The sequence below is a fragment of the Lentibacillus saliphilus genome (assembly GCF_019093865.1).
Lineage (GTDB): Bacteria > Bacillota > Bacilli > Bacillales > Amphibacillaceae > Lentibacillus_B > Lentibacillus_B saliphilus.
Genome location: NZ_JABJXD010000002.1, coordinates 412,081 through 433,611, shown reverse-complemented (window position 1 = coordinate 433,611; position 21,531 = coordinate 412,081). Strand labels below are relative to the sequence as shown.

At 41.6% G+C, this 21,531-nt stretch carries 25 protein-coding genes; 7 read left to right on the top strand and 18 right to left on the bottom strand.

The window, feature by feature from the left end; genetic code table 11:
- Positions 1-57: 57 nt before the first annotated feature.
- The 3 genes from HPC67_RS06240 to HPC67_RS06230 form a co-directional block, all read right to left on the bottom strand.
- Entirely contained in the window at positions 58-2,241 is a 2,184-nt protein-coding gene (locus HPC67_RS06240) for a poly(ethylene terephthalate) hydrolase family protein (protein WP_217586593.1), read from the bottom strand.
- A gap of 316 nt (positions 2,242-2,557) precedes the next feature.
- Entirely contained in the window at positions 2,558-4,363 is a 1,806-nt protein-coding gene (locus tag HPC67_RS06235) for an NPCBM/NEW2 domain-containing protein (protein ID WP_217586592.1), read from the bottom strand.
- Positions 4,356-4,994 (bottom strand): hypothetical protein, encoded by a 639-nt coding sequence (locus HPC67_RS06230; protein ID WP_217586591.1) that lies wholly within the window; start codon positions 4,992-4,994, stop codon positions 4,356-4,358. Before HPC67_RS06230 ends, HPC67_RS06235 begins: the two co-directional genes overlap by 8 nt.
- A 365-nt stretch (positions 4,995-5,359) precedes the next feature.
- On the opposite strand from HPC67_RS06230, the gene HPC67_RS06225 reads away from it, so the two are divergent.
- The gene (locus tag HPC67_RS06225; RefSeq protein WP_217586590.1) at positions 5,360-5,965 is read left to right on the top strand and encodes a nitroreductase family protein; all 606 of its coding nucleotides are present in this window, start codon (positions 5,360-5,362) and stop codon (positions 5,963-5,965) included.
- A gap of 116 nt (positions 5,966-6,081) precedes the next feature.
- Here the strand turns inward: HPC67_RS06225 and HPC67_RS06220 are convergent, their stop codons facing one another.
- Positions 6,082-6,330, bottom strand: a complete 249-nt coding sequence (locus tag HPC67_RS06220; RefSeq protein WP_425514305.1) for a DUF6930 domain-containing protein — start codon at positions 6,328-6,330, stop codon at positions 6,082-6,084.
- A gap of 241 nt (positions 6,331-6,571) precedes the next feature.
- Between HPC67_RS06220 and HPC67_RS06215 the strand changes: the two genes are divergently transcribed.
- From HPC67_RS06215 to HPC67_RS06205, 3 genes are read left to right on the top strand one after another with little or no spacing between them, the layout of a single operon-like run.
- Positions 6,572-7,054, top strand: a complete 483-nt coding sequence (locus tag HPC67_RS06215) for a DUF2975 domain-containing protein (protein ID WP_217586588.1) — start codon at positions 6,572-6,574, stop codon at positions 7,052-7,054.
- 11 nt (positions 7,055-7,065) lie between these two features.
- Positions 7,066-7,290 carry a helix-turn-helix domain-containing protein gene (locus HPC67_RS06210; protein WP_217586587.1) on the top strand — a complete coding sequence of 75 codons (225 nt, stop codon included), beginning with the start codon at positions 7,066-7,068 and terminating at the stop codon, positions 7,288-7,290.
- A gap of 38 nt (positions 7,291-7,328) precedes the next feature.
- Positions 7,329-8,153 (top strand): DUF817 domain-containing protein, encoded by an 825-nt coding sequence (locus tag HPC67_RS06205; RefSeq protein ID WP_246569750.1) that lies wholly within the window; start codon positions 7,329-7,331, stop codon positions 8,151-8,153.
- 176 nt (positions 8,154-8,329) lie between these two features.
- Here the strand turns inward: HPC67_RS06205 and HPC67_RS06200 are convergent, their stop codons facing one another.
- Positions 8,330-9,061: a YecA family protein gene (locus HPC67_RS06200; RefSeq protein ID WP_246569748.1), complete on the bottom strand. Its 732-nt coding sequence runs from the start codon at positions 9,059-9,061 to the stop codon at positions 8,330-8,332.
- Positions 9,062-9,299: 238 nt separating this feature from the next.
- Between HPC67_RS06200 and HPC67_RS06195 the strand changes: the two genes are divergently transcribed.
- The 3 genes from HPC67_RS06195 (at position 9,300) to mscL (ending at position 11,091) form a co-directional block, all read left to right on the top strand.
- Positions 9,300-9,518: a YuzF family protein gene (locus HPC67_RS06195; RefSeq protein ID WP_217586586.1), complete on the top strand. Its 219-nt coding sequence runs from the start codon at positions 9,300-9,302 to the stop codon at positions 9,516-9,518.
- Between the two features lie 14 nt (positions 9,519-9,532).
- The gene (locus HPC67_RS06190) at positions 9,533-10,429 is read left to right on the top strand and encodes a manganese catalase family protein (RefSeq protein ID WP_217586585.1); all 897 of its coding nucleotides are present in this window, start codon (positions 9,533-9,535) and stop codon (positions 10,427-10,429) included.
- Positions 10,430-10,602: 173 nt separating this feature from the next.
- A complete protein-coding gene (gene mscL / locus HPC67_RS06185) occupies positions 10,603-11,091 on the top strand; it encodes a large conductance mechanosensitive channel protein MscL (protein ID WP_217586584.1) in 489 nt (162 codons plus the stop codon).
- Here the strand turns inward: mscL and HPC67_RS06180 are convergent.
- The 13 genes from HPC67_RS06180 to HPC67_RS06125 all read right to left on the bottom strand — a co-directional run bounded on the left by HPC67_RS06180 (position 10,980) and on the right by HPC67_RS06125 (position 21,523).
- Positions 10,980-11,549, bottom strand: coding sequence for a hypothetical protein (locus tag HPC67_RS06180; RefSeq protein WP_217586583.1), 570 nt, complete (start codon positions 11,547-11,549; stop codon positions 10,980-10,982). The genes mscL and HPC67_RS06180 overlap by 112 nt on opposite strands.
- Positions 11,501-11,884, bottom strand: coding sequence for a hypothetical protein (locus HPC67_RS06175; RefSeq protein WP_217586582.1), 384 nt, complete (start codon positions 11,882-11,884; stop codon positions 11,501-11,503). The genes HPC67_RS06180 and HPC67_RS06175 overlap by 49 nt, the downstream gene beginning before the upstream one ends.
- A 13-nt stretch (positions 11,885-11,897) precedes the next feature.
- Positions 11,898-12,071, bottom strand: a complete 174-nt coding sequence (locus HPC67_RS06170) for a hypothetical protein (protein WP_217586581.1) — start codon at positions 12,069-12,071, stop codon at positions 11,898-11,900.
- Between the two features lie 117 nt (positions 12,072-12,188).
- The gene (locus tag HPC67_RS06165) at positions 12,189-12,488 is read right to left on the bottom strand and encodes a hypothetical protein (RefSeq protein WP_217586580.1); all 300 of its coding nucleotides are present in this window, start codon (positions 12,486-12,488) and stop codon (positions 12,189-12,191) included.
- Positions 12,467-12,592: a hypothetical protein gene (locus HPC67_RS15860; protein WP_281417501.1), complete on the bottom strand. Its 126-nt coding sequence runs from the start codon at positions 12,590-12,592 to the stop codon at positions 12,467-12,469. The genes HPC67_RS06165 and HPC67_RS15860 overlap by 22 nt, the downstream gene beginning before the upstream one ends.
- A gap of 67 nt (positions 12,593-12,659) precedes the next feature.
- Positions 12,660-13,769: a DUF1648 domain-containing protein gene (locus tag HPC67_RS06160; RefSeq protein ID WP_217586579.1), complete on the bottom strand. Its 1,110-nt coding sequence runs from the start codon at positions 13,767-13,769 to the stop codon at positions 12,660-12,662.
- Between the two features lie 2 nt (positions 13,770-13,771).
- Positions 13,772-14,158 (bottom strand): GntR family transcriptional regulator, encoded by a 387-nt coding sequence (locus HPC67_RS06155; RefSeq protein WP_217586578.1) that lies wholly within the window; start codon positions 14,156-14,158, stop codon positions 13,772-13,774.
- Positions 14,159-14,422: 264 nt separating this feature from the next.
- Entirely contained in the window at positions 14,423-14,992 is a 570-nt protein-coding gene (locus tag HPC67_RS06150) for a DUF6241 domain-containing protein (RefSeq protein ID WP_217586577.1), read from the bottom strand.
- Between the two features lie 964 nt (positions 14,993-15,956).
- Positions 15,957-16,505, bottom strand: coding sequence for a hypothetical protein (locus tag HPC67_RS06145; protein WP_217586576.1), 549 nt, complete (start codon positions 16,503-16,505; stop codon positions 15,957-15,959).
- 78 nt (positions 16,506-16,583) lie between these two features.
- A complete protein-coding gene (locus tag HPC67_RS06140) occupies positions 16,584-17,816 on the bottom strand; it encodes a peptidase U32 family protein (protein ID WP_217586575.1) in 1,233 nt (410 codons plus the stop codon).
- A gap of 61 nt (positions 17,817-17,877) precedes the next feature.
- On the bottom strand, positions 17,878-18,789 hold the full coding sequence (locus HPC67_RS06135) for a peptidase U32 family protein (protein ID WP_343327819.1): 912 nt from the start codon (positions 18,787-18,789) through the stop codon (positions 17,878-17,880).
- 380 nt (positions 18,790-19,169) lie between these two features.
- Entirely contained in the window at positions 19,170-20,651 is a 1,482-nt protein-coding gene (gene argH / locus HPC67_RS06130) for an argininosuccinate lyase (protein ID WP_217586573.1), read from the bottom strand.
- A 44-nt stretch (positions 20,652-20,695) separates the two neighbouring features.
- A complete protein-coding gene (locus HPC67_RS06125; RefSeq protein WP_246569745.1) occupies positions 20,696-21,523 on the bottom strand; it encodes a carbohydrate ABC transporter permease in 828 nt (275 codons plus the stop codon).
- Positions 21,524-21,531 lie beyond the last annotated feature (8 nt).

Sequence of the window (21,531 nt, the reverse complement as noted above, 5' to 3'; positions counted from 1 at the left end):
TTATTCTGCTCATTGTGCTGCTTTTCTCTATTATGGTCGTCGGGAAGTGCTAGCCCCCTACCACACACCGATTTCTTGAAGGAGTATTTTCCCTGGTGCTGCTTTGAACTGAAGTGTGAGTTTGGTTATATGGTGTTGATCAAATGCTGAATCTTGTTGTTCAAATGCAGCTAACGGGAGCTCGAAGGTTTGGTAAACTGGCTCCCAGGACCGTTCATATTTCCCCTCGCGAAACATGTCATCGAACAAGCCAAAATGGGTAAAATCCGTTATAACAACAGGTGGCAATGGCATAAATGCGTCTAATGGAAGCTGAACAGTGATGCCATCCGCTGTTTCTAGCTCAATTGTCACATCTGATAACTGCTCACCAGCCGCTTCATCATCTATATTTGCCATCGTCAGTACGAGCTGTTCTGCTGACTCACCTAAACCTGTGCGCAAATCCTCTGATTCAAGATCAAAACTCAATGATGCATCCTTTTCCCACTCTAACTCCAAGGCGTCCCTCGACTGATCCTTTCCTTTTCGGTCAGTTGGTGTTGTCACATCTGATTTTGACAATCCTCTAACATGGAGCGTTTCCACGTCATCATCATCAAACTGCAGGATAGAGCGGTATGAAGCATGCTGGAATTTATTAACGAGCATCGTATCTGGCAGCCAATCTCTCCCGTAACGGTAATCCTGAAACAGCTTGTCATAAACCGTTTCACCGTTGAACACACGTTCCATAAATGCTGACACATACACTTTTGCGATTTGACGTTGGTCATGAGGTGCCATCGTCTGTCTCTGATTCAAAAACACCCCTTTAGGCAAGCTCTGATCAAGTCGTCCCCAGCTCGTATTAAACTGTGCGTGGTTTGCATCGGCAATGTAAAGCGTCGCCTTGAAGCCATCGACATCAGGATCAAAGGATGTTCGGTAAAACTGCCGATCACCACGAAAATCACTAATATCCGCATCGCGCGCACCTTGTAAAGCCAAATAAGAGACGTTATGCAAATAAGGCTTTTGCTGATCAACCGATTTATCAGTTGGCGCCAGCGCAACAACACCACGAATATTCACCGCTGACATGCTTTCCAGTACATCTTCATCTTCAACAAAAGAGTGATAATCTGCAGCCATTGCTACCGCCTGGCCACCTCTTGAATGCCCGATCAAGGCAACTTGTTCAATATCTACTTTTTCATGCAGCACACTCTCTGGTGACTGGTTCATCACTTGCAGCTGCTGAAGATGCTTCAGGAGGAGCCATGCCCTTAATTCATAATTATCATTCGGACTCCCTGACACATTAGAAAAATTAACAAAATCCTCATCCACTGAAATGGCCAGAAACCCTTTACTTGTAAGCTGCTCCCCTAAATAATCATAGCCAGCTGTTGAGAAATCCTCCATCGTATGATTGCCATGCACCATCAATACGACTGGAAAAGGGCCCGCTCCTTCTGGCAGCCATACGCGACCATTCAAAGGTAAATGTGATGGATCGAATCCCCAGAATTCCTTTCGTTTAACACCCCATTTTGTAATAAAATGAGACGCATCTACAGTTGGCACGACCTCATCAACCTGTTCACCAAACGCCTCACGGTGCAGGTCCTCTCCACTGCCGTACGTTAAAAATGTAAAATCATAACCACCAGGCTGCCCTGGGTTCGCAGCTGAAATTGGATCAGGATATGCCCCCGACACCTGCAATGTTGCTGGCTGATCGTCAAGCTGATTGAACAGTATCGTTACAATCCCCACAAGCGCAGCCGCTCCGGTCATGGCGAACACGATCAATTTTCGTCTTCCTTGACGCATGATCCAAATGAGCACAAGACCGAGCAGTCCGACCGTTAAACTATATCCACCACCGGCAACAACCGAAAACAGGAGTCCAGTTTTTTCGAAATATAGTATGCCGACACTCACTAATAATGTATATATGAAACTACTAAGTCCAAAACGTGGAAGCGGAATATACATAACTGAAAACATTACAGCCAAAATAAAAGCTGCAACAAGTAAAGCAAGGCTGTTTAGCCCTATTGCTTTTCCTATATCAAGGGCACGTGAAAAATTGCTCGCCCCTGTCGGATGACCGAGCGCCACAACAATAGCCGCAGCCGTCGTTGCCAACCAACAAACAAAGATAAACAAGACGCTACTTCTACTATCTCTTTTCGGAGCAAGCACCACACGCCGCCCCGTCCAGCGTATAAGGTTCAACATGATCTGTTTCAACGAACACTCTCACCACCTGCAAATAGAGTTATAATGTCTATTAACCTTTTCTTAAAAACGATATGCCTACTTTATTTATTATAAAGGCTAGATCTTATAATAGCTAGACAGTGAGAGACGATCAATTTATTCCAAATAAGTGAGCGATCTTGCAAAACAACACCGCAGCTCTTTAGAAAATAGAACCCACCAATCTAGGTATAAAACGCAGGGACATTCATTCGACATATTCCAAGTAAGGCCAACAGCATTATGAGCTGTTGGCCTTGGATTCATAATTCAACATATTGCTAGGAGTGATAATTACCCCTAAAAACTATTGTACGACTGGTTCTTCCAATATAATGTGCTGTCTTCCTTCTGATCCTCGGTCTTGAGAGGTTGTGATTTTTAATGTCTTTACACCTTTTACATCAATCTCGATGTCTTTCGCTTTATGGTCTTCTGAAATTGTTGTTGTATACAATTCCTTATCGTCTTCTTCTCCAACAGAATAAATCTTTAACTCTGTTGTCCCGTAGTCTACGCCACTATAAGCGTTATGAACATGGACGGTCGTTTTAAACGTATTAAACCGCTTATCTAATTCATACGTGTTTTTTAATGAACCAGAAAGCATTATTGAGTCAACCGCTGCTCTGTTCCCCGATTGCGTAATGAGCTCCTCTTGATTAGATTCATCAAAGCTCATTTCTAAATAACGCGCTTCTTTATCCAAATCTTCTATAAACGTAGGCTCATCCTGTTTAAAGATTTTCCCGTCTTGAAGATCAACTAAAACATTATGATGATACAGATGTAAATCAATATAATCATGATATTCAGTTATAGGTCGATTAAAGGAGTGGTTGATTTCAAATTCCTTCTCAGTTCCTGCATACAATTCCGTTTGGTTCGTTCCCAAAAAGCTAAGACCTATCGTACTTGATTCTTTCGTAAAGGGCAAATAAGCTCTTGACAAATCATTTACAACAACATCCTGAGTTGGCTTAATGACACCCGTAATTTCAAGGTTATAATTGTCTACAAAAAATCTATCAATGACGACCTCGAATGCGTCATCCTGTATCGTCCATTCAGGTTGATGCAAAGCTTTTATGGACTCGATTCCTGGTATTTCATACATCTTTTCTTGATCAACGCCATCAAATGCCACTTTAATGGCATCCTCCTGCACAAACGGAAGGTTCACATTAAAACGGACAATATCATCTATCCCGTATTCTTCCCATGCTGAAAACATATACGTCTTAACAGCTTGATCATCCAATACTCTGACCTCTTGACTAGATCCATATAAAACATCACCATTTGTTAGGATCAGCTCAGGAGACAAATCGATCTTCTCGCTCAACTTATGATAATAGCCTTGAAAAGAGATGACAAGTTCAATACCTTCCCCATCCGCATCAGTAATCCCTTCAATTTGAATGGAACCATCTTCATTTTCATGAATCACTTCATTCCATTGATAAACTTGCTCCGGTACAAACACAAAACGTTCTCTTGCCTCTGTGACTTTTTCCTCATATTGCGTGAATATCTCGTCAGTCATTTGTTCAGGAAATGCTTGGTTTAAGTAAGCCATATCGTCTAATTGGCTTTCAACACGTGCAAAATCATCTGATTCCAAGCCGCTATCAACGCCACTTTGCAATGTACTTACCCATTTTTCAATCTCACTGACAATCTCTTCTCGCGCCTTAGTAAGATCCTCGTACATGTCTAATTGCGTTAAGTCATTGAAGCGATCAATCGTATAATCTAATTGATACATCGCCTCACTATATAAATCAATATCCTTAGTTTTACTTGCCTTAACGTCCTTAACGAGTGCCATCGAATCCTCATAGTCTTCCTTTAATTCATCGATATGCTCAACCATATATTGGGCTTCGCTTTTCAATCCTTCAATTAAATCCATACGTCCTGCTTCATATGTATCACCAGGTAACATATTTTCCTCTATGTCGGCGAATACCTTAATCGCATCTTCATACTTCATATCATTCATCAGTTGATTCGCCTGTTTAATCTGGTCATGAAACGCACCATTTGATGATGAACATGCTGTGATGAATAGCAATAAACTCACAATTACTAAAACAACCCAGTTACGCATCAACATCACCTTCTTCCCCAATATGTGGCGTCGTCTCACTTTTTTTCTTACGCACATAATAGTATGCACCGCCACCAACAGGAATAAGTACTAAGCCCCATGCTAAAGCTGCGAGACCTGTCTGAGGTTCATAAACAACATAAACGTCTCCCTGAGCCGACGATAGCTCGATCGTATCATCTTCTATGACTTCAACACCTTGAGAATAAGCAACGACATTTCCAGGTAAAACGACCTTAGATTGCGTAAAATCGTTCAAATCGCTTGGAAGCTTTACAAAAATACTTGAACTATCTTCATCGAGTTTTACATCTTCATCAATCGTTGCAAGTGCATCTAGCCGGGAATCTTTCGCAACTGCATAATCACTAACTGGAATTAAATAAGCACTTGAATCAAGCTTACTAACGTTTTCAAATTTAAAACGAACGTCAATCTTGTCTCCTGATTCTTTGATTTTTAGACCTTCAACACCTTCTTTACCATCAAACTGCTTTTTCATCTCATTTTCAATCGTCTTTTTTGAAATTATTCCATTAGCAGCAACTTCGATTTCAACCTCACCTGATCCATCCTTATCAAGCTCCAGAACCATTTTGCCGCAACCTGTCAACAAAAATAATACCATCATAAGACCAACTACCACTACTTTAGACCTAGACATCATACACCAACCTTTATAAATAAGTTTTATTTACTAGGATAAATTTACCATTTAACGTCAGTCAGGTCAATGTATTTTATAATAAGTTTAAATTTTATAACAATTAATATTCTAAGCTTATTTGAATTCCAAACAGATGGAATCTCTATTTATCCTTTGAGAACCATTTTCTATATAGAATAAAAAAAGTTATAAAGCAGATGAAGCAGATGTTTTTAGCTGTTTTTTTTATGGTGCAAATCTCTCCAAGCATATTATGTGATTAAAGCGTGAATTTACTGCATAATTAAATAGGAACCATTGAAAATGCTTTTAATTTGAGGAGGTATCGGATGACAACACATCAATCAATTACAGATATTCGCAGCCGTGAATATGACGTTGATGACTTATTTCTTGAAAGGTGGTCACCACGATCTTTTTTGGATAAGGAAGTGCCAGAAGAGGTATTATACACTGTATTAGAAGCCGCGAAATGGGCGCCTTCTGCTTCGAATATACAGCCGTGGCGTTTTATCGTTGCTCAAACGGAGGCTGATCGCGAAAAATTTCATTCATTTATTTATGAACTGAATCGCAATTGGTGTGAAAAAGCACCTGTACTCATATTATTCGTTTCAAAAAAGACGATGGCTGACGGCAACCCTAATCCGTTTCATCAAATCGATGCAGGCGCGGCTTGGGCAAGTATCGCCTTACAGGCAAAAATGCTCGGTCTTGTCACACATGGCATGGGGGGATTAGATCGAGAAAAAGCCCGTGAAGTCTTGTCAGTTCCAGACGATTTCGAGATACATCATGTGGCTGCCATCGGCTATCAAGGCGCAGTAAACGCGCTTCCAGAGCCATACCAGGAAAGGGAAAAACCGTCATTACGAAAGCCGTTGTCAGAAACTGTGTTTGAAGGTGAATTCGGTAAAGAAGTAAAAGGCATATAAAGATATAAAAACAGCACTGGGATTGATGGTTGACATCTAATCCCAGTGCTTCTTACATAAATGAATGCCAAAAAAGGCCAGTTCATTTTAAAACACCATTTACGGAACCAAGGACCCTAATACCCTTCCCCCATTCCACTCATTCCTTCAATAATGTCTTTAATGATTGGCAACTCATCTTGTACTTGTACATTTAATTTGAGTGTTTCAATCAATGGCGTTAATACTTGAGCAGAAGTCATGTCCGTATATATCTGCTTCGGAATGCCACCAATTGCATTAATCATATTTATCAATTCATATTGCTGTTTCTCTATGTCCGAACTACCATTTAAGAGGTTATAATAAACAACTGCCCCTTTTATGTATAGCCATTCATTTGACCTCCCAAAGCTGTCTTTTTTTATTATAACAGGTCACGAGCATGGCGCATCAGTTTTGCATTATATCCATAAGCTGCTTCAGAAAAAAATTACTCTTCAAAATTTGTACAGCACAATTGTTTTACCTTCCCGAAAGCAACATCATTAAAAACAATATATTTTTATTGTAATTCGATAAATAAACGCTTATAATCAAGTCAATATCATTGAGTGAGGTGTTTTTATGAAGCAAGGGACAACTCTTTTCTTAAAGCTGACTATTATTTTAATCGGACTACCGGTCATAGGCTTGTGCATCTTTGTTGTGCCTAATATTGCAGATTATACAAGTGATTTATATCCGAATATATCTTATATAAAATACTTTGTTTTTCTCATTATGTATGGGGCTGCAATTCCGTACTACATTGCGCTGTATCAGGCTTTCAAACTACTAAACTACATTGACAAAGCAAAAGCTTTCTCCGACTTATCAGTAAGTGCTTTAAAACGCATCAAGTTCTGCGCCATCGCGATTAGTATATTGTATGTTGTGGGCATGCCTGTTTTTTATCTCATCGGAGAGCGAGACGATGCGCCCGGGGTCATTTTACTAGGTATGGTCATTGTTTTTGCATCGATGGTTATAGCTGTTTTTGCTGCTGTGCTTCAACAGCTTCTTTACAACGCGATCGCAATTAAAGCTGAAAATGATTTAACGGTATGAGGTGAAACTTAATGGCAATTATTATCAACATAGACGTCATGCTGGCTAAGCGGAAAATGAGTGTTACCGAGCTTTCAGAAAGAGTCGGAATTACGATGGCCAACCTTTCCATATTAAAAAACGGCAAAGCCAAAGCCATTCGATTGTCAACTCTAGAGGCTGTTTGCAAGGCTTTAGAATGTCAACCGGGTGATATTTTGGAATATCGAGCAGAAGAAGACGAGGAAAATCAGTAGGCTCATAATGAATCTTGTCTGTAAGAGAGGTGCTACACATGAACATAAATGCGCGAAAGTCCCGCAAGGCCCAAATAATCAGGTCTGTAAGTCAACTCATCCATTTCGGCTGGGAGCAAGCTCTGTCTTGTCTGTTTCCTGTCGTTGTATTTGCTTCTTTAGCGTTTACTCAAATCGTAGAACTACCGCTCTTGGCCCGGTATGACTGGTTGCTCATCCTCTTTCTCGTGATGCAATGGTGGATGGTCCGATCTGGGCTTGAAACACGAGATGAACTCAAGGTGATTACCTTATTTCACCTGATCGGACTTGCTCTGGAAATCTTCAAAGTACATATGGGCTCCTGGTCCTATCCAGAGCCGGGGTTGTTCAAGATCTTTGGTGTCCCCTTGTATAGCGGGTTCATGTATGCAAGTGTCGCGAGTTATCTGTGCCAGGCGTGGCGCCGGTTAAACGTAGAACTCATCCAATGGCCCCCTTTTCTTATTGCCATTCCACTTGGCGCCGCAATTTATTTGAATTTTTTCACCCACCACTACTGGATCGATATTCGCTGGTGGCTATCAGCTCTTGTAGTAATCGTCTTCTGGCGGACCTGGGTAGCCTATGAGATTAGTGGCGTCCGTTACCGTATGCCGCTCGCACTATCTTTTATACTCATTGGATTTTTTATTTGGCTAGCTGAAAATATTGCCACATTCTTCGGGGCGTGGCAATACCCGAACCAAACTGAATCCTGGAGCCTTGTAAGTCTCGGTAAAGTAAGTTCATGGATCTTATTAGTCATCGTCAGCTTCATGATTGTTGCGACGCTGAAACTCATTAAGGAAAAGCCTTCTCGGAGCGGGGAGAGGTCTACTTAAGTGAGCCAGTTGTAAATGCAGACGTGCATATTTAAAAAATACCAATACTTTACAAGACTCCCACGCCATTACGAAATAGACAACCATCCTTTCCAAAGCACCCGAAAAGACCAACACCTTTTAAGATGTTGGTCTAGATTGCATCCGTATTAAATTTTCAAGGAAGGACAGTTGCCCTAACCCTTCACCAAACAACATTTTTTATATTTCTTCCCACTTCCGCACGGACATGGATCGTTTCTACCTACCTTTTTGCTTATTGAAGCACTCTTACTCTGTGCCATACTGTCTTCTTCACGGTCATCTTCTGATTGAACGCGCTTTATTCGACTCAATTCAGACGGTGTAAAACCGTTATTTGACCACAAGCGGACGTTGTTCGCAAGGTCCATAATGAGATCCATAACTTCTCCTATCTGACTCTCACTGTTAAACACAATACCGTGTCTCTCAAAAACTCCAAATATCTCATTCAGTGAAAAATTAAACTCACATTGATCACGTATTTCTTCACTTACCATCTCAGCCGTATAAGTATTTCCTTTGAAAAAATTCCGCTCTACATATTTATTTAATGCCTTAAATTCTCGGTTGCGCTCAAAATAAAAGTCATCCTTATATTTCAAAAGCTCCTGTTGTTTTGGAATGTAAAATGGCTTTCCTTTACGCTTCATCAACTCTAATTCAAAATCATTAAATTCAATAATAGTCTCATGAACAAAATAATCTTTGTAAATTTCTACAAATTTCGCACGCAAATCATCCGAATGGTCTTGGGCATTCTCCACTAACGCCTCAACACTGATATGGTCATCATTTTGCATATTATATATTTCAACCACTTTATCTTTGTGAACCAAACCGTATAAATGAGTAAGAGAAATGATATAGTCGATCGCCAAGTTCATAGAAACGCCTCCTGTTTGCGATTTTAATATCATCTTAACATATCTAATTTTAAAATCTTATCAAATAGACGACTCGATACACTTTCAACAATCTGCAGAATCATTCGAGAAGCGACTGACACCCAAATAAAAGACACGCACACAAATTCACACCCACTTTCACCTTGTCCAAACGCATAACCTACATTTCCCCATCATAGTCTAGTGTAGTGTGATTATGAACTAAGGAGGATGAAAGATGAATTCACAAACAACAACTTTTACAAGTGCTTTTGACCCTTACGTATACCAAACATTGCAATCTGTTACTGGATCAACCCTTGTTGTACAAACGACACAAGGAACTGTAACTGGCAATCTAACAACTGTGATGCCTGACCATATTGTTATAGAATCAGGCGGCTCTCCGTTCTTTATTCGTATACAACAAATTGTCTGGGTGATTCCGAGAGGGTAAAAAGGAGGCTTACCATGTTTAAGCGTGAAAATCGTATGTTGATTGAACTACCTATTCCTGAGCACGGGGACCCTAATGCGGCAGCAGCGGTTCAAGAATTATTAGGCGGGAAATTCGGCGAAATGTCTACATTAAATAATTATATGTTTCAATCGTTTAATTTCCGTCGGAAGGATAAGCTTAAGCCTTTTTATGATCTCGTTGCCAGTATTACAGCCGAAGAATTCGGACACGTAGAGCTCGTTTCCAACACGATTAATCTCCTATCAAGAGGCAATACCTTTTACACGGGAGACCCAGATGTCACGCCATTACGAGAAGGAAAAGATAGTCGAAACACGTATCAGTTCATTGCCACTGCCCAAACGGCACTTGCAGGCGATTCGATGGGAAATGCTTGGACAGGAAATAACGTCTTCAGCAGCGGAAACCTTGTCTTAGATTTACTGCACAACTTTTTCCTCGAGGTCGGTGCACGCACGCATAAAATGCGCGTTTACGAAATGACAGACCATGACACAGCAAGAGAAATGATCGGTTACTTATTAGTTCGTGGTGGCACACATGTGTTAGCCTATGCCAAAGCAATAGAAATCGCAACAGGCGTTGACGTGAAGAAACTCATTCCGATCCCAGACCTATCCAACACGAAATTTGACCACGCGAAAAAATTTGAAGAGCAAGGCATAGGAAATGTGTTATACACGTGGAATGATGTAGGTGACTATAACGATATTCGCCAAATTTGGAAGGGCGACAATCCAGAAAATGGCGAACAACTCATCGTTAAGGAAGGCGCACCTAAAGGGGCCCCGATACCAAACTTAGATGATCTTCCCGAAGAATTCGCACCTGGCATCGATAAGGATGATTATGAGAGAATTGCCAAACGACTAATGGAAAATTTATAAACAATATGAACGGAACGCCGCGGGCGCATATGTCGTGCTCACGGCGTTTTTTTATTTAATGGTAAGAAAAACTTTGGGATTATTTAATGGAGTGGTTTACGATTCGGCATCCCACATCCCCTGTTCTAGCTCGTCCGCTTTTCTCATATTGTAGTGTTGAGGAGGCTGATGGTATGGGGTTATTAAAGGAATTCCGCCAATTCGCAATAAGGGGCAGTGCGGTAGATATGGGTGTGGGGATCGTTTTAGGAGCGGCATTTAGTGGATTAATCGATTCACTCGTTAAAGATATTCTTTTGCCGCCGATTGGGCTTTTGTATTCCAAGATCAACGTCCAGGACTTGTATATTAGCCTGAGTGGCGACGTGTTTCCATCGCTTGAAAAAGCGAAAGAGGCAGGAGCTGTAACGATTAATTATGGCTTGTTTATGATGGCATCCATCCGGTTCATTATTATCTTATTTGCGGTCTTCGTCGTCGTCCGGCAAATCAACCGCTGGAAAAACCCATCCCGACTCCCGATAGACTCGATGACCAAAAAGGAATGCCCTTATTGCTGTATGCCAATCCCATCAAAAGCAATCATATGCCCGAACTGCTCCTCAGCACTTGAGAAGCAAGAACAGCAGCGCGCATCAATGCCGAAGTGGCGGATTAGATAAAATGTTGATCGCGTGATAAAGAGTACAGGCAGTAAAGGATCGTTTGTAAAAACCAACGTCCTATAAGGGGGGAATTTGGACGTGCAATGCGGCGTGGGCTTCGCATTGCGGAATTCCGGCATCGTATTGCGGAATTTCAGCTCCACATTGCGGAATTCGAGCCTCGCATTGCGGAATTTCAACACCGCATTGCGGAATTTCAGCTCCACATTGCGGAATTCGAGCCTCGCATTGCGGAATTTCAACCTCACATTGCGGAATTTCAGCATCGTATTGCGGAATTTCAACACCGCATTGCGGAATTTCAGCTCCACATTGCGGAATTCGAGCCCCGCATTGCGGAATTTCAACCTCACATGGCGGAATTTCAGCATCGTATTGCGGAATTTCAGCTCCACCTTGCGGAATTTCAGCTCCGCATTGCGGAATTCAACCCCCACATTGCGGAATTTAACCACTGCTTGCGGAATTTCAACACCGCATTGCGGAATTTCAACACCACATTTCGGAATTTCAACACCGCATTGCGGAATTCCCGCCTCACATTGCGGAATTTCAGCTCCACATTGCGGAATTCGAGCCTCGCATTGCGGAATTTCAACCTCGCATTGCGGAATTTCAGCATCGTATTGCGGATTTTCAACACCGCATTGCGGAATTTCAACCCCACATTCCGGAATTTCAACACCGCATTGCGGAATTCCCGCCTCATATTGCGGAATTTCAGCTCCACATTGCGGAATTTCAGCTCCGCATTGCGGAATTCAACCACCACATTGCGGAATTTAACCACTGCTTGCGGAATTTCAACACCGCATTGCGGATTTCAACACCGCATTGCGGAATTTCAACACCACATTTCGGAATTTCAACACCGCATTGCGGAATTCCCGCCTCACATTGCGGAATTTCAGCTCCACATTGCGGAATTTCAGCTCCGCATTGCGGAATTCAACCACCACATTGCGGAATTTAACCACTGCTTGCGGAATTTCAACACCGCATTGCGGAATTCAACACCGCATTGCGGAATTTCAACCTCGCATTGCGGAATTTTAACCTCACATTGCGGAATTCAACCACCACATTGCGGAATTTCAGCACCGCATTGCGGAATTCAACACCGCATTGCGGAATTTCAACCTCGCCTTGCGGAATTTTAACCTCACATTGCGGAATTCAACCACCCCATTGCGGAATTTCAGCCTCGCATTGCGGAATTCGAGCCGCACATTGCGGAATTCAACCACCACATTGCGGAATTTCAGCCTCGCATTGCGGAATTCGAGCCTCACATTGCGGAATTCAACCACCACATTGCGGAATTCCACCACCACATTGCGGAATTTCAGCCCCGCATTGCGGAATTCGAGCCTCACATTGCGGAATTTAACCACCGCTTTCGGAATTTCAACACCGCATTGCGGAATTCCCGCCTCACATTGCGGAATTTCACCACCACATTGCGGAATTCAACCACCACATTGAGGAATCCCACCACCGATTTACATCATTCAAATTCAAGAGGGCCAGCCACACTATTGGCTGGCCCCTCTCTTAACACCACATCAACTCAGCAAAAACGGTATCAGCACGGCTAATCCAATAACAGCGATCATGAATATCCATGACACGGGATGAGCCCAGTTGTTTGTCCAACCAATGCCGAAGCGTTTTTCTATAAAAATAGATGGATCATTTCGGTTGAAATAAAAGATACCGAGCTTCCAGTATTCGTCATCATCGCGATCTAGCCCACTAGCGTCTCCACCAGAAGCATCCCCTACTTTAACCTTGCTTCCACCTTGACCTGTTGTGATTGATAAGACAATACTGGCAACAACCACTAGAACGGAAAAGCCGATAATGCCCCACATCGACCACTTGATATTGATGTCATAGAAAAGGGATAATTGCGGCAAGGAAAGTAATGCGACAAGTCCATTGCCCATCCATATCATAAATAATGACCAGCGTCTGCGGAATATAATATTACGCTGAAGCGAACGTTCGGCGTCGGCTGCGTTGATTTGCTGCTTGGATTTAGCAATAATCACATTAATCAATACAAACAAACCGGTCATATACACTTGCATAAGCGGCATCATCAAGACACTACTGTAGGATTTATCTGACCAACTGCTAGGATTACCTGCAAAGTCATATTGCGTCGCAAACCTCTCAGGTATCGCATCATATTTCACAAGACTTAAAACGATCATCGCAATTGCGATCACAAAACCGATGACATACCAAAGACTCGAATAGGTGAGCTTTTGTTTACGAAAGCTGGTATTGACGGTAATGAGCTGTGCTTTTTGGGACCAGCCAGGCTGGAGCTGCTTTAGCTTTTTCATCTGCGCATGAAAATATAAATAAATGATAAATGAGACCACCATATACGCTGAAACCAAGCAAGCAAACACGATTCCCAACACCACATCGTCTTCCTTATAGTTTGGAACCATCACGAGTAAACCGATCGTAGTCAGCAAAGATAAAACGCCTGTCGAAAGCGCATAACGTCTTCTCATTTGACGGACGTTTTCCTGCTGATAAGCGTCTTCTGGCATTGTAACACCAAAGCTTTCTGTTTTCCGCGTCCAATACGGAATAAACATCGTCATGATATAAACCGGAATTAAAACCGTCAGAAAAATGAACATTAAACCCATCATGATCACGCCTCACTTTTATAAGTTTGATAAATGTCTTTACAAAGCTTTATAAACGTCTCCTCTGAAACGTCCCGACAAATTGATTCGGCAATAATAGGATGTAGCGTTTTTTCTAGAAGCTGAAAATATGCCTCATCCGCTTTGGCAACACCCTCTGGATGGACCACGACGCCTTTTTGTCGATGAATCAGAATGAAACCCTCCTGCTTCAGCTGCTGGTACGCCTTGTTTACCGTGTGTAAATTAATGCCGAGGTCGGATGCCAGTGCGCGTACCGATGGAAGTGCCTCGCCAGGCGTCAGTTCTTTCTTGGCAATGCCCGCAATGATTTGCTGCTTTAACTGCGTATATATAGGATCTTCAGATTCTAAATCAAGTGTTAGAAACACATGAATTCACACTCCTTCGCGCCCTTGTTGTATCTGTTATACATATAATATAACAGATACACTAAGAAGTCAATATAAATAGGCCAGACAGCATATTCCGGTTGGCGCATGCGTCTGACCCGTATATTGGATTTTTTCATTGGTAGGAAATCCGAAAAAGTTATGTTTTACTAGGTTAAAAATACCGAAAATTGATGCTTCGCCTGCTGTATAAGCATTCACTACATACGAACATAGCGAAAGCGAAATACGTTGCCTTGAAAATCATTCCCCACCCTGACTTTCCACATAAGCCGCTTCCTCTTCTGGAGACAGAATACCTGTTGCTTTTCCTACTGTGCCGCCCTGCATTTTCCAAATCGTGTTATGATCCTTGTCGATACTGGAAAAATCCTTCTTGAGCCATTTCTTTAAAATACGCTCATAGTCATCCGCATAGTATATCTCCGTTTCCTCGTCCAAAGCCTCAAGCAACCACTCTACCCGATTTGGATGCAGTTCATAAAAACCCCATTTCATATCAGCCCGCACTTTTTGGTGTGACATGCCATGAATGTATTCTTGAAAATCAGCATCCCTTAAATCCTCAGCTTTTATGTTTTCTCCAAAAGGGTTCAGCGCTTCCTGCTCGTATTTCTCAAGTTCATCATCAGTTACAATGCCTTGAATCTTGTCCCGCTGTTCTCCAGCTCTTTCATTTCCTGATGCGTCAGCTTCTTGTTCCTCGTTCGTATCGGTCGTGTCGAAAAACATGTCATTGATCAACACATAAGACACTCCGCAGATGGCGACAACCATAGCACTTATCAATCCGATCATTATTTTACGAAACATTTATTAGCCCCCAAGGTTTATACGTGACATTAGTGATTGAGTGAGTTGAAATCGAACATGTGTATTAATTACAGTATACAGATATGTTTATTATATTTCGAATAAACCGATCAAATGACATCTATTTACATGATGCAGGGGAATCTCCAGCATAGCGACCGAAGATAGAAGCATGAATACCTCAACGCCCAACATGCTCACTTTCTTCCTTATCTCCATGGTACAACAACTGGTATACAAAAAAATGAACATCTATAATTCATTATAAAAATAATTAAAAACTTGCTGTTGAATCACTGGAAGCATATTTGTGTATTGCATTAATCGAATAAAATAGACTGGTAATAAAAATTAAATATACGATAAGTCCTTACTTCGTTTGAATATTGTGGTGTGGTTGTCTTCATGGTCCATTCTCTAATTGATATTTATAACAAAGCCTAAAATATGAATACGGACATAAAAAATGGCACCCTCTTCAGATGCCATTTAACGATAATATTAATTTCTAATATACAAATCTCTCAACAATAGCCCGTCAGTATAGTTTACAATATTTTACAAAACATAAGAGTATACCACACCAATAGCAGAACTAACCCAAAAATTTGGTAACATAGTGGGTTCCTGTATCGTTTTTATCCCAAGGAGATTTTCTTCTAATAAATATTGATCATTTTATTGCTCATTATACTTTCTCACGATAATTCAATTCTTCCTTAATAACATTAGGTGTTTTTGTTGCGCCTGAGTTAACCAAAGTTAACACCTTTTTTTGCAAATCAGGATGAAGCTTAACATTTTCCAAATTAAGATTTTGTAGAATTCGTCTAAAACTCTTTGGATTCCAATTTCAATTCCTTCATAACAAGACTCTCTTCTAAAAACCCTCTTTAATCCATTATATATTTTTCACTTATTCTACGCCAATAAACAAAAGCCTATACTTACCATTGAACATTGACTAAAACGATAGTACTTTGCGGAATTCGGGCCTCACATTGCGGAATTTCAACCTCGTATTGCGCAATTCGGACCTCGTATTGCGGAATTCCGACCCCTCATTGCGGAATCTCAGCCCCACATTGCGCAATTCCACCCGCACATTGCGGAATTCCGACCCCTCATTGCGGAATCTCAGCCCCACATTGCGAAATTCGGACCTCGTATTGCGGAATTCCCGCCACGCATTGCGGAATCTCAGCCCCACATTGCGGAATTCCATCCCCTCATTGCGGAATCTCAGCCCCACATTGCGCAATTCCACCCGCACATTGCGGAATTCCGACCCCTCATTGCGGAATCTCAGCCCCACATTGCGCAATTCCACCCGCACATTGCGGAATTCCGACCCCGCATTGCGGAATCTCAGCCCCACATTGCGGAATTTCAGCCCCACATTGCGCAACTCCAACCCCGTATTGCGGAATTTCAGCCCCACATTGCGCAATTCCACCCGTACATTGCGGAATTCCACCCCACTATACAAAAGCCACCCACCACATCCATCCACCGAGGATAAACGCCCAAACAAAAAATGCCTAGGCACCTCTAACCTAAGCATTTCTCAATCCCAGCCTCACCACAAGTCTCACTTCCGCTTGCGCATCATATCAAACGGCTTAACTGGTACATCGACCTTCATTTTCACGGTCATCATCGCATGTGCTGCGCGCTCAATGGGTTCATCCTCTTCATCCCATAAAGCGTCTACCGTTTGCTGAACATGTGTAAAGCCTCGGCCATAAAACTCGACCTCATCGCCAATGCCAAAGTTGTTACGCTGCTGGATTGTCGCGATTTGTGTTGTCTCATCATAATCAAGCACTTGACCGATAAACGTATATACAGGGATCTTGCGCCGTGCCCCAAACAATTGCTGCTTTTCATCTGGTGTTCCGTAATAAAAGCCTGTTGCCAATTCACGCTGCGCTACTTTCCATAGCTCATCTTCCCATTCCTGTTTAAACTCAAAATGGTCTGGGTCCTCACAATAGGCATCAACAACCTGTCGATATACATTGGAAACAGTCGATACGTAATGAATCGACTTCATGCGCCCTTCAATTTTCAAGCTGTCGACGCCATTTTCGACAAAATCAGGGATATGGCGGATCATCGACATATCAACTGCACTCATCGAAAAGGCCTCTTCTGGCTCTCCTCCTAATAAAGAAGTGCGTTCACCGAATTCATCCATCTCAAATAAACCGTACTTCCAGCGGCATGATTGGGAGCAGCCCCCGCGATTAGCATCCCGAGATGACATGTGATTGGATAATGTACAACGACCAGAATACGAAATACACATCGCACCGTGAACAAATGCTTCAATTTCAACATCTGTGTTTTCACGAATTTCCTTGATTTCCGCCATACCAACTTCCCTTGCCAGTACGACGCGTTCTAGCCCTTCATTTTTCCAAAAGTTCAATGTTTCATAGTTTGCTGCAGAAGCTTGGGTTGATAAATGAATCGGCAAGCCTGGTGCTTCCATAGCGCATATTTCGATAAGTGCTGGGTCAGACACAATCACAGCACGGATGCCGATGTCTCTTAATGTCCGGAAGAAGTCACCGGCACCTGCGACATCACCTTCGTGCGCAACCATATTTGCTGCAACATATACGTGAGCATGATGTTTTTTGGCAAAAGCAACACCTTCACGCATCTCATCATAGGTAAAATTCCCTGCCCTGCTTCTCAAGCCATACATATTTCCGCCAATATAAACAGCATCTGCCCCGTAGCGAATCGCTGTCTTTAATTTTTCAAGCGTTCCAGCAGGTGCTAGTACTTCTGGTTTCTTTAATATTTTTCGCATCATAAATTCCTACCTTTTCCTATCATTTGTAACTCGTATACATAATAGAAATCAATTTAATCTATTTTACGTCAGCTGGATCTTTTAGGAAGAACCCTTCGTCTAGTCCTCTTTCCGTTGGATGAAGGGCGACTAACTGCGCGTTTAATGCTTCCATTTTCTCAGCTGTCCACATGCCTTTGTCTATCATGTCTGCTGCTTCAACGAACAGACGTGCAATTTCGACAAATTGATCGCCGCGTGTAAACAGCCCATCCAACTTCCACCGCTTCAGCCCTGATTCAGCCAGCTGGTCAAGAAATGGCATTAAATTAATATCATTTGACGCAAAAATATGCGTCCCATTGATATCCTCATAAATCGGATAATGAGATTCAGGCTTTTTCGGCTCAGATAAATACAATTGCTTTTCTTCTGGCTTCTCATTCTCTATGAAATTAAAATAATTTCCGACAACCGGACGCTTGGACTGATGAATACATGTCGCACCGTAAACAAGCATTTCTACTGGAACAGTCGCTTGTTCGCCTATTAATGTCAATTCCTCATATGTCAATTCCCGTGCAAGGACAGCACCAGTCGCACCACGTTTCGCCCAGAAATTAATTTGATTCGCGCTCGTCACCAATGTTTGCGCATCATAAATATATGGTAATGTCATTTGATTCTTTTGAAGAAGGTGAATAACGCCTGGATCTCCAACGGTTATCGCATCAACACCGATGTTCTCCAAAAACGCCAAATAGTCTTGTACCTTTTTGATCCGATCATTATGCATGATCGCATTGACCGCTACACAAACATATTTTTGTTGCGCATGCGCATATTGTGTAATCTCTTGTATATCTTCACGTGAAAATGACGTTGGCAACCGCAGTCCAAACGTATCTTCACCAATATATAAAGTATGGATACCTGCATCTACTAATGCTTTCGCCTGATCAACTGATTCAGCAGTTGCAATTAGTTCAATCATTCACATAACCCCCTTAAATAACTCTCTTAAAATCCTATCATAAAAGGGGTTCTTGAGTTGTGTGTTTTCTGTGACAAAAAGATCGTTTACATTATATTAACTGTCATAACGAAATCTAAGTGTAGGTTAATGTGTTCTAAATTTTATCATATTCTTCATTTTGCTCTAATCCACCACACAAAAACTGCGCAAGAAAGAAACATAGACATTTTCCTTCTTACGCAGTAAATATGACTAGCCACCGTTTTATAAAAACCCCCATATCACCCCATTCCAACGAATGCTAAAACGACTCATAATGAATCACGATTCTACGATTAACACAATCGCACTGCCCTAGTCGTATTCATTCTCTAACCAAATGCTACGATTCCACATCACTTAAAAGCCATTTCACGCTTCCGCTCAGCATTCTCAAGTTTACCTTCCAAAAAGTTCAACTTAGATTGTTGATCCCGTAACACGTCATGCCTATTAGCTAGCATTCTTTCGACCTCATTACAGTTGGTTCCTCCAAGAACGGAACGACGTTGAACAAATACATTCGGATCAATGATGTCATTCCACTCCTCATCCGTAAGAGAAACACCATTTAAATATTGATTAATGTCATCTACCGTCCAATCATAAAGCTCTCTTCTCGCAGTGACAGACTCATTTGCAATCTGTGCAGCAATTTTATGAGCTTTTCGAAATGATATGCCATGATCACGGGTTAGTACATCCGCAAATTCTGTTATCACAATTAGATTCTTGCGCGCTTCTCTTACGGCATGGTCCTTGTTAAAGCTCATCGTACGTATCACTGAATGCATCAGCTTCATCGCCCTTGAAGCATCAGAAAAACTTTTATACAGCATAGGCTGGAGGTCATCTTCCGTATCAACAATGTCTCCATACGGTGTGTTATGCAACATTTGAATGACCGTGTTGGCATTTCCGACTGATCGACTCGCAAGTGCTCTAGAATGTTCAATTGAAACTGGGTTCCTTTTTTGTGGCATTATGCTTGAAATTTGAACGTAAGGATCAGCTACACGAATCAGACCTACTTCATGTGTTGCAAACCGCAAAAATTCCTGAATCCATCTCCCCATGTTCACCATTAAACTGATAATTGCTTGTGCAGTTTCTAATAAATAATCACCTGTTCCTATAGCATCATACGCATTTTCCAATACACCATCAAATCCAAGCAATTCAGCTAATCGTTCCCTGCTAATATTGAATCCCGTTGTCGTGATCGCCGCTGCCCCTAGAGGTGACTGATTAACCGTATCATATGCTTGTAATAGCCTTTTTCGATCCCTCTGCACATTATCAAAAATGGCCAGTAAATAATGACCAAACGTTGTTGGTTGTGCAGGCTGTGTGTGCGTATGAGCAGTCATGACAGATTCAATATGGTCTCCTGCCTGTTCTAAGAGGGCTTCACTTAATAGATCTACATCCTTTACTAACGATAAAATCCGCTCCCTTAAAACATAGCGATACATTCCTTCCCCCATATCGTTACGACTTCTCGCCATGTGAACGTTACCGGCTAAATCTTCCCCAATTAAATCTGCTAGCATTGATTCGATTGTAAAAAATAAGTCTTCATATTGAGGTTGATAATGAAGCTTAGTCCGATCAATTCTACTTAAATCATTCAGCCCTTCTAAAATGGTTTTAGCATCATCACCGTGAAGTAAATGTTGTTCGGCAAGCATGATTACATGTGCACGGTGGAGAGCAAACATCGCTTCGAACAAGTAATCTCTTTGATCATTAAACACTGGTTTTAATAATGCTTCCACATAAGACTGACCCGGAAATGTACACCCTTCACTTTTGACAAATGCTTCTCTTGTGATCATATTCTCCCCTCACTTGCGTACTAATTTCAACAAATCAAACCCTACTAACCTTTTGTACCTGTTAGTGCAATACCTTCAACAATTTGCCTTTGGAAGATCAAGAAAACGATAATCATAGGAATGACCGTTAACGTGCTCATTGCCATAATCGTATTCCATTGAATGCCTCCAGCATCTGATGTCCCGTAAAGTGAAATGCCGACCGGAAGTGTTCTCATTTCAGCTGTTGACGTAACAATGACAGGCCATAAATACGCATTCCAGTTACCTAGAAAAGTAATGATCGCAAGTGCTGAAATAGCTGGTTTAACTTGAGGCATTGCAACCCGCCACCAGATCTTAAACTCTCCCATACCATCAATTCTGGCAGCATCAAGAATATCATCAGGTACATTGCCCATAAATTGTCGCATCAAAAATATACCAAATGCCTCCATCATACCTGGAAACATGATACCCCAATAGGAATCGACCCATTGCATGTCGCTACTGAGTACATACCACGGAATAACAAGCATTTCTGTTGGAATCATCATCGTACTTAAAATAAGAATAAAGATTCCTCTGGCCCCAAAAAATCTAAATTTTGCTAAGGTGTAACCGATAAGAGAACAAAATATAATATTACTCACTGTAACGACTACCGCAACTATGAAGCTATTTAAATACCAACGCAAAAATCCAGTTTCTTCAAATGTATAAATATAACCAGACAGGTCGATTGATTTAGGTAAAAATGAGAAATCATAAAAATCCGTCAAACTTTTTAATGAAGACATGATCATCCATATAAACGGAAAGGCTACAATCACGATTCCTGCTATTAATATCAGATGAATAATGAACTTCCCTATTGTATATTTTTCCTTCATATTCATCC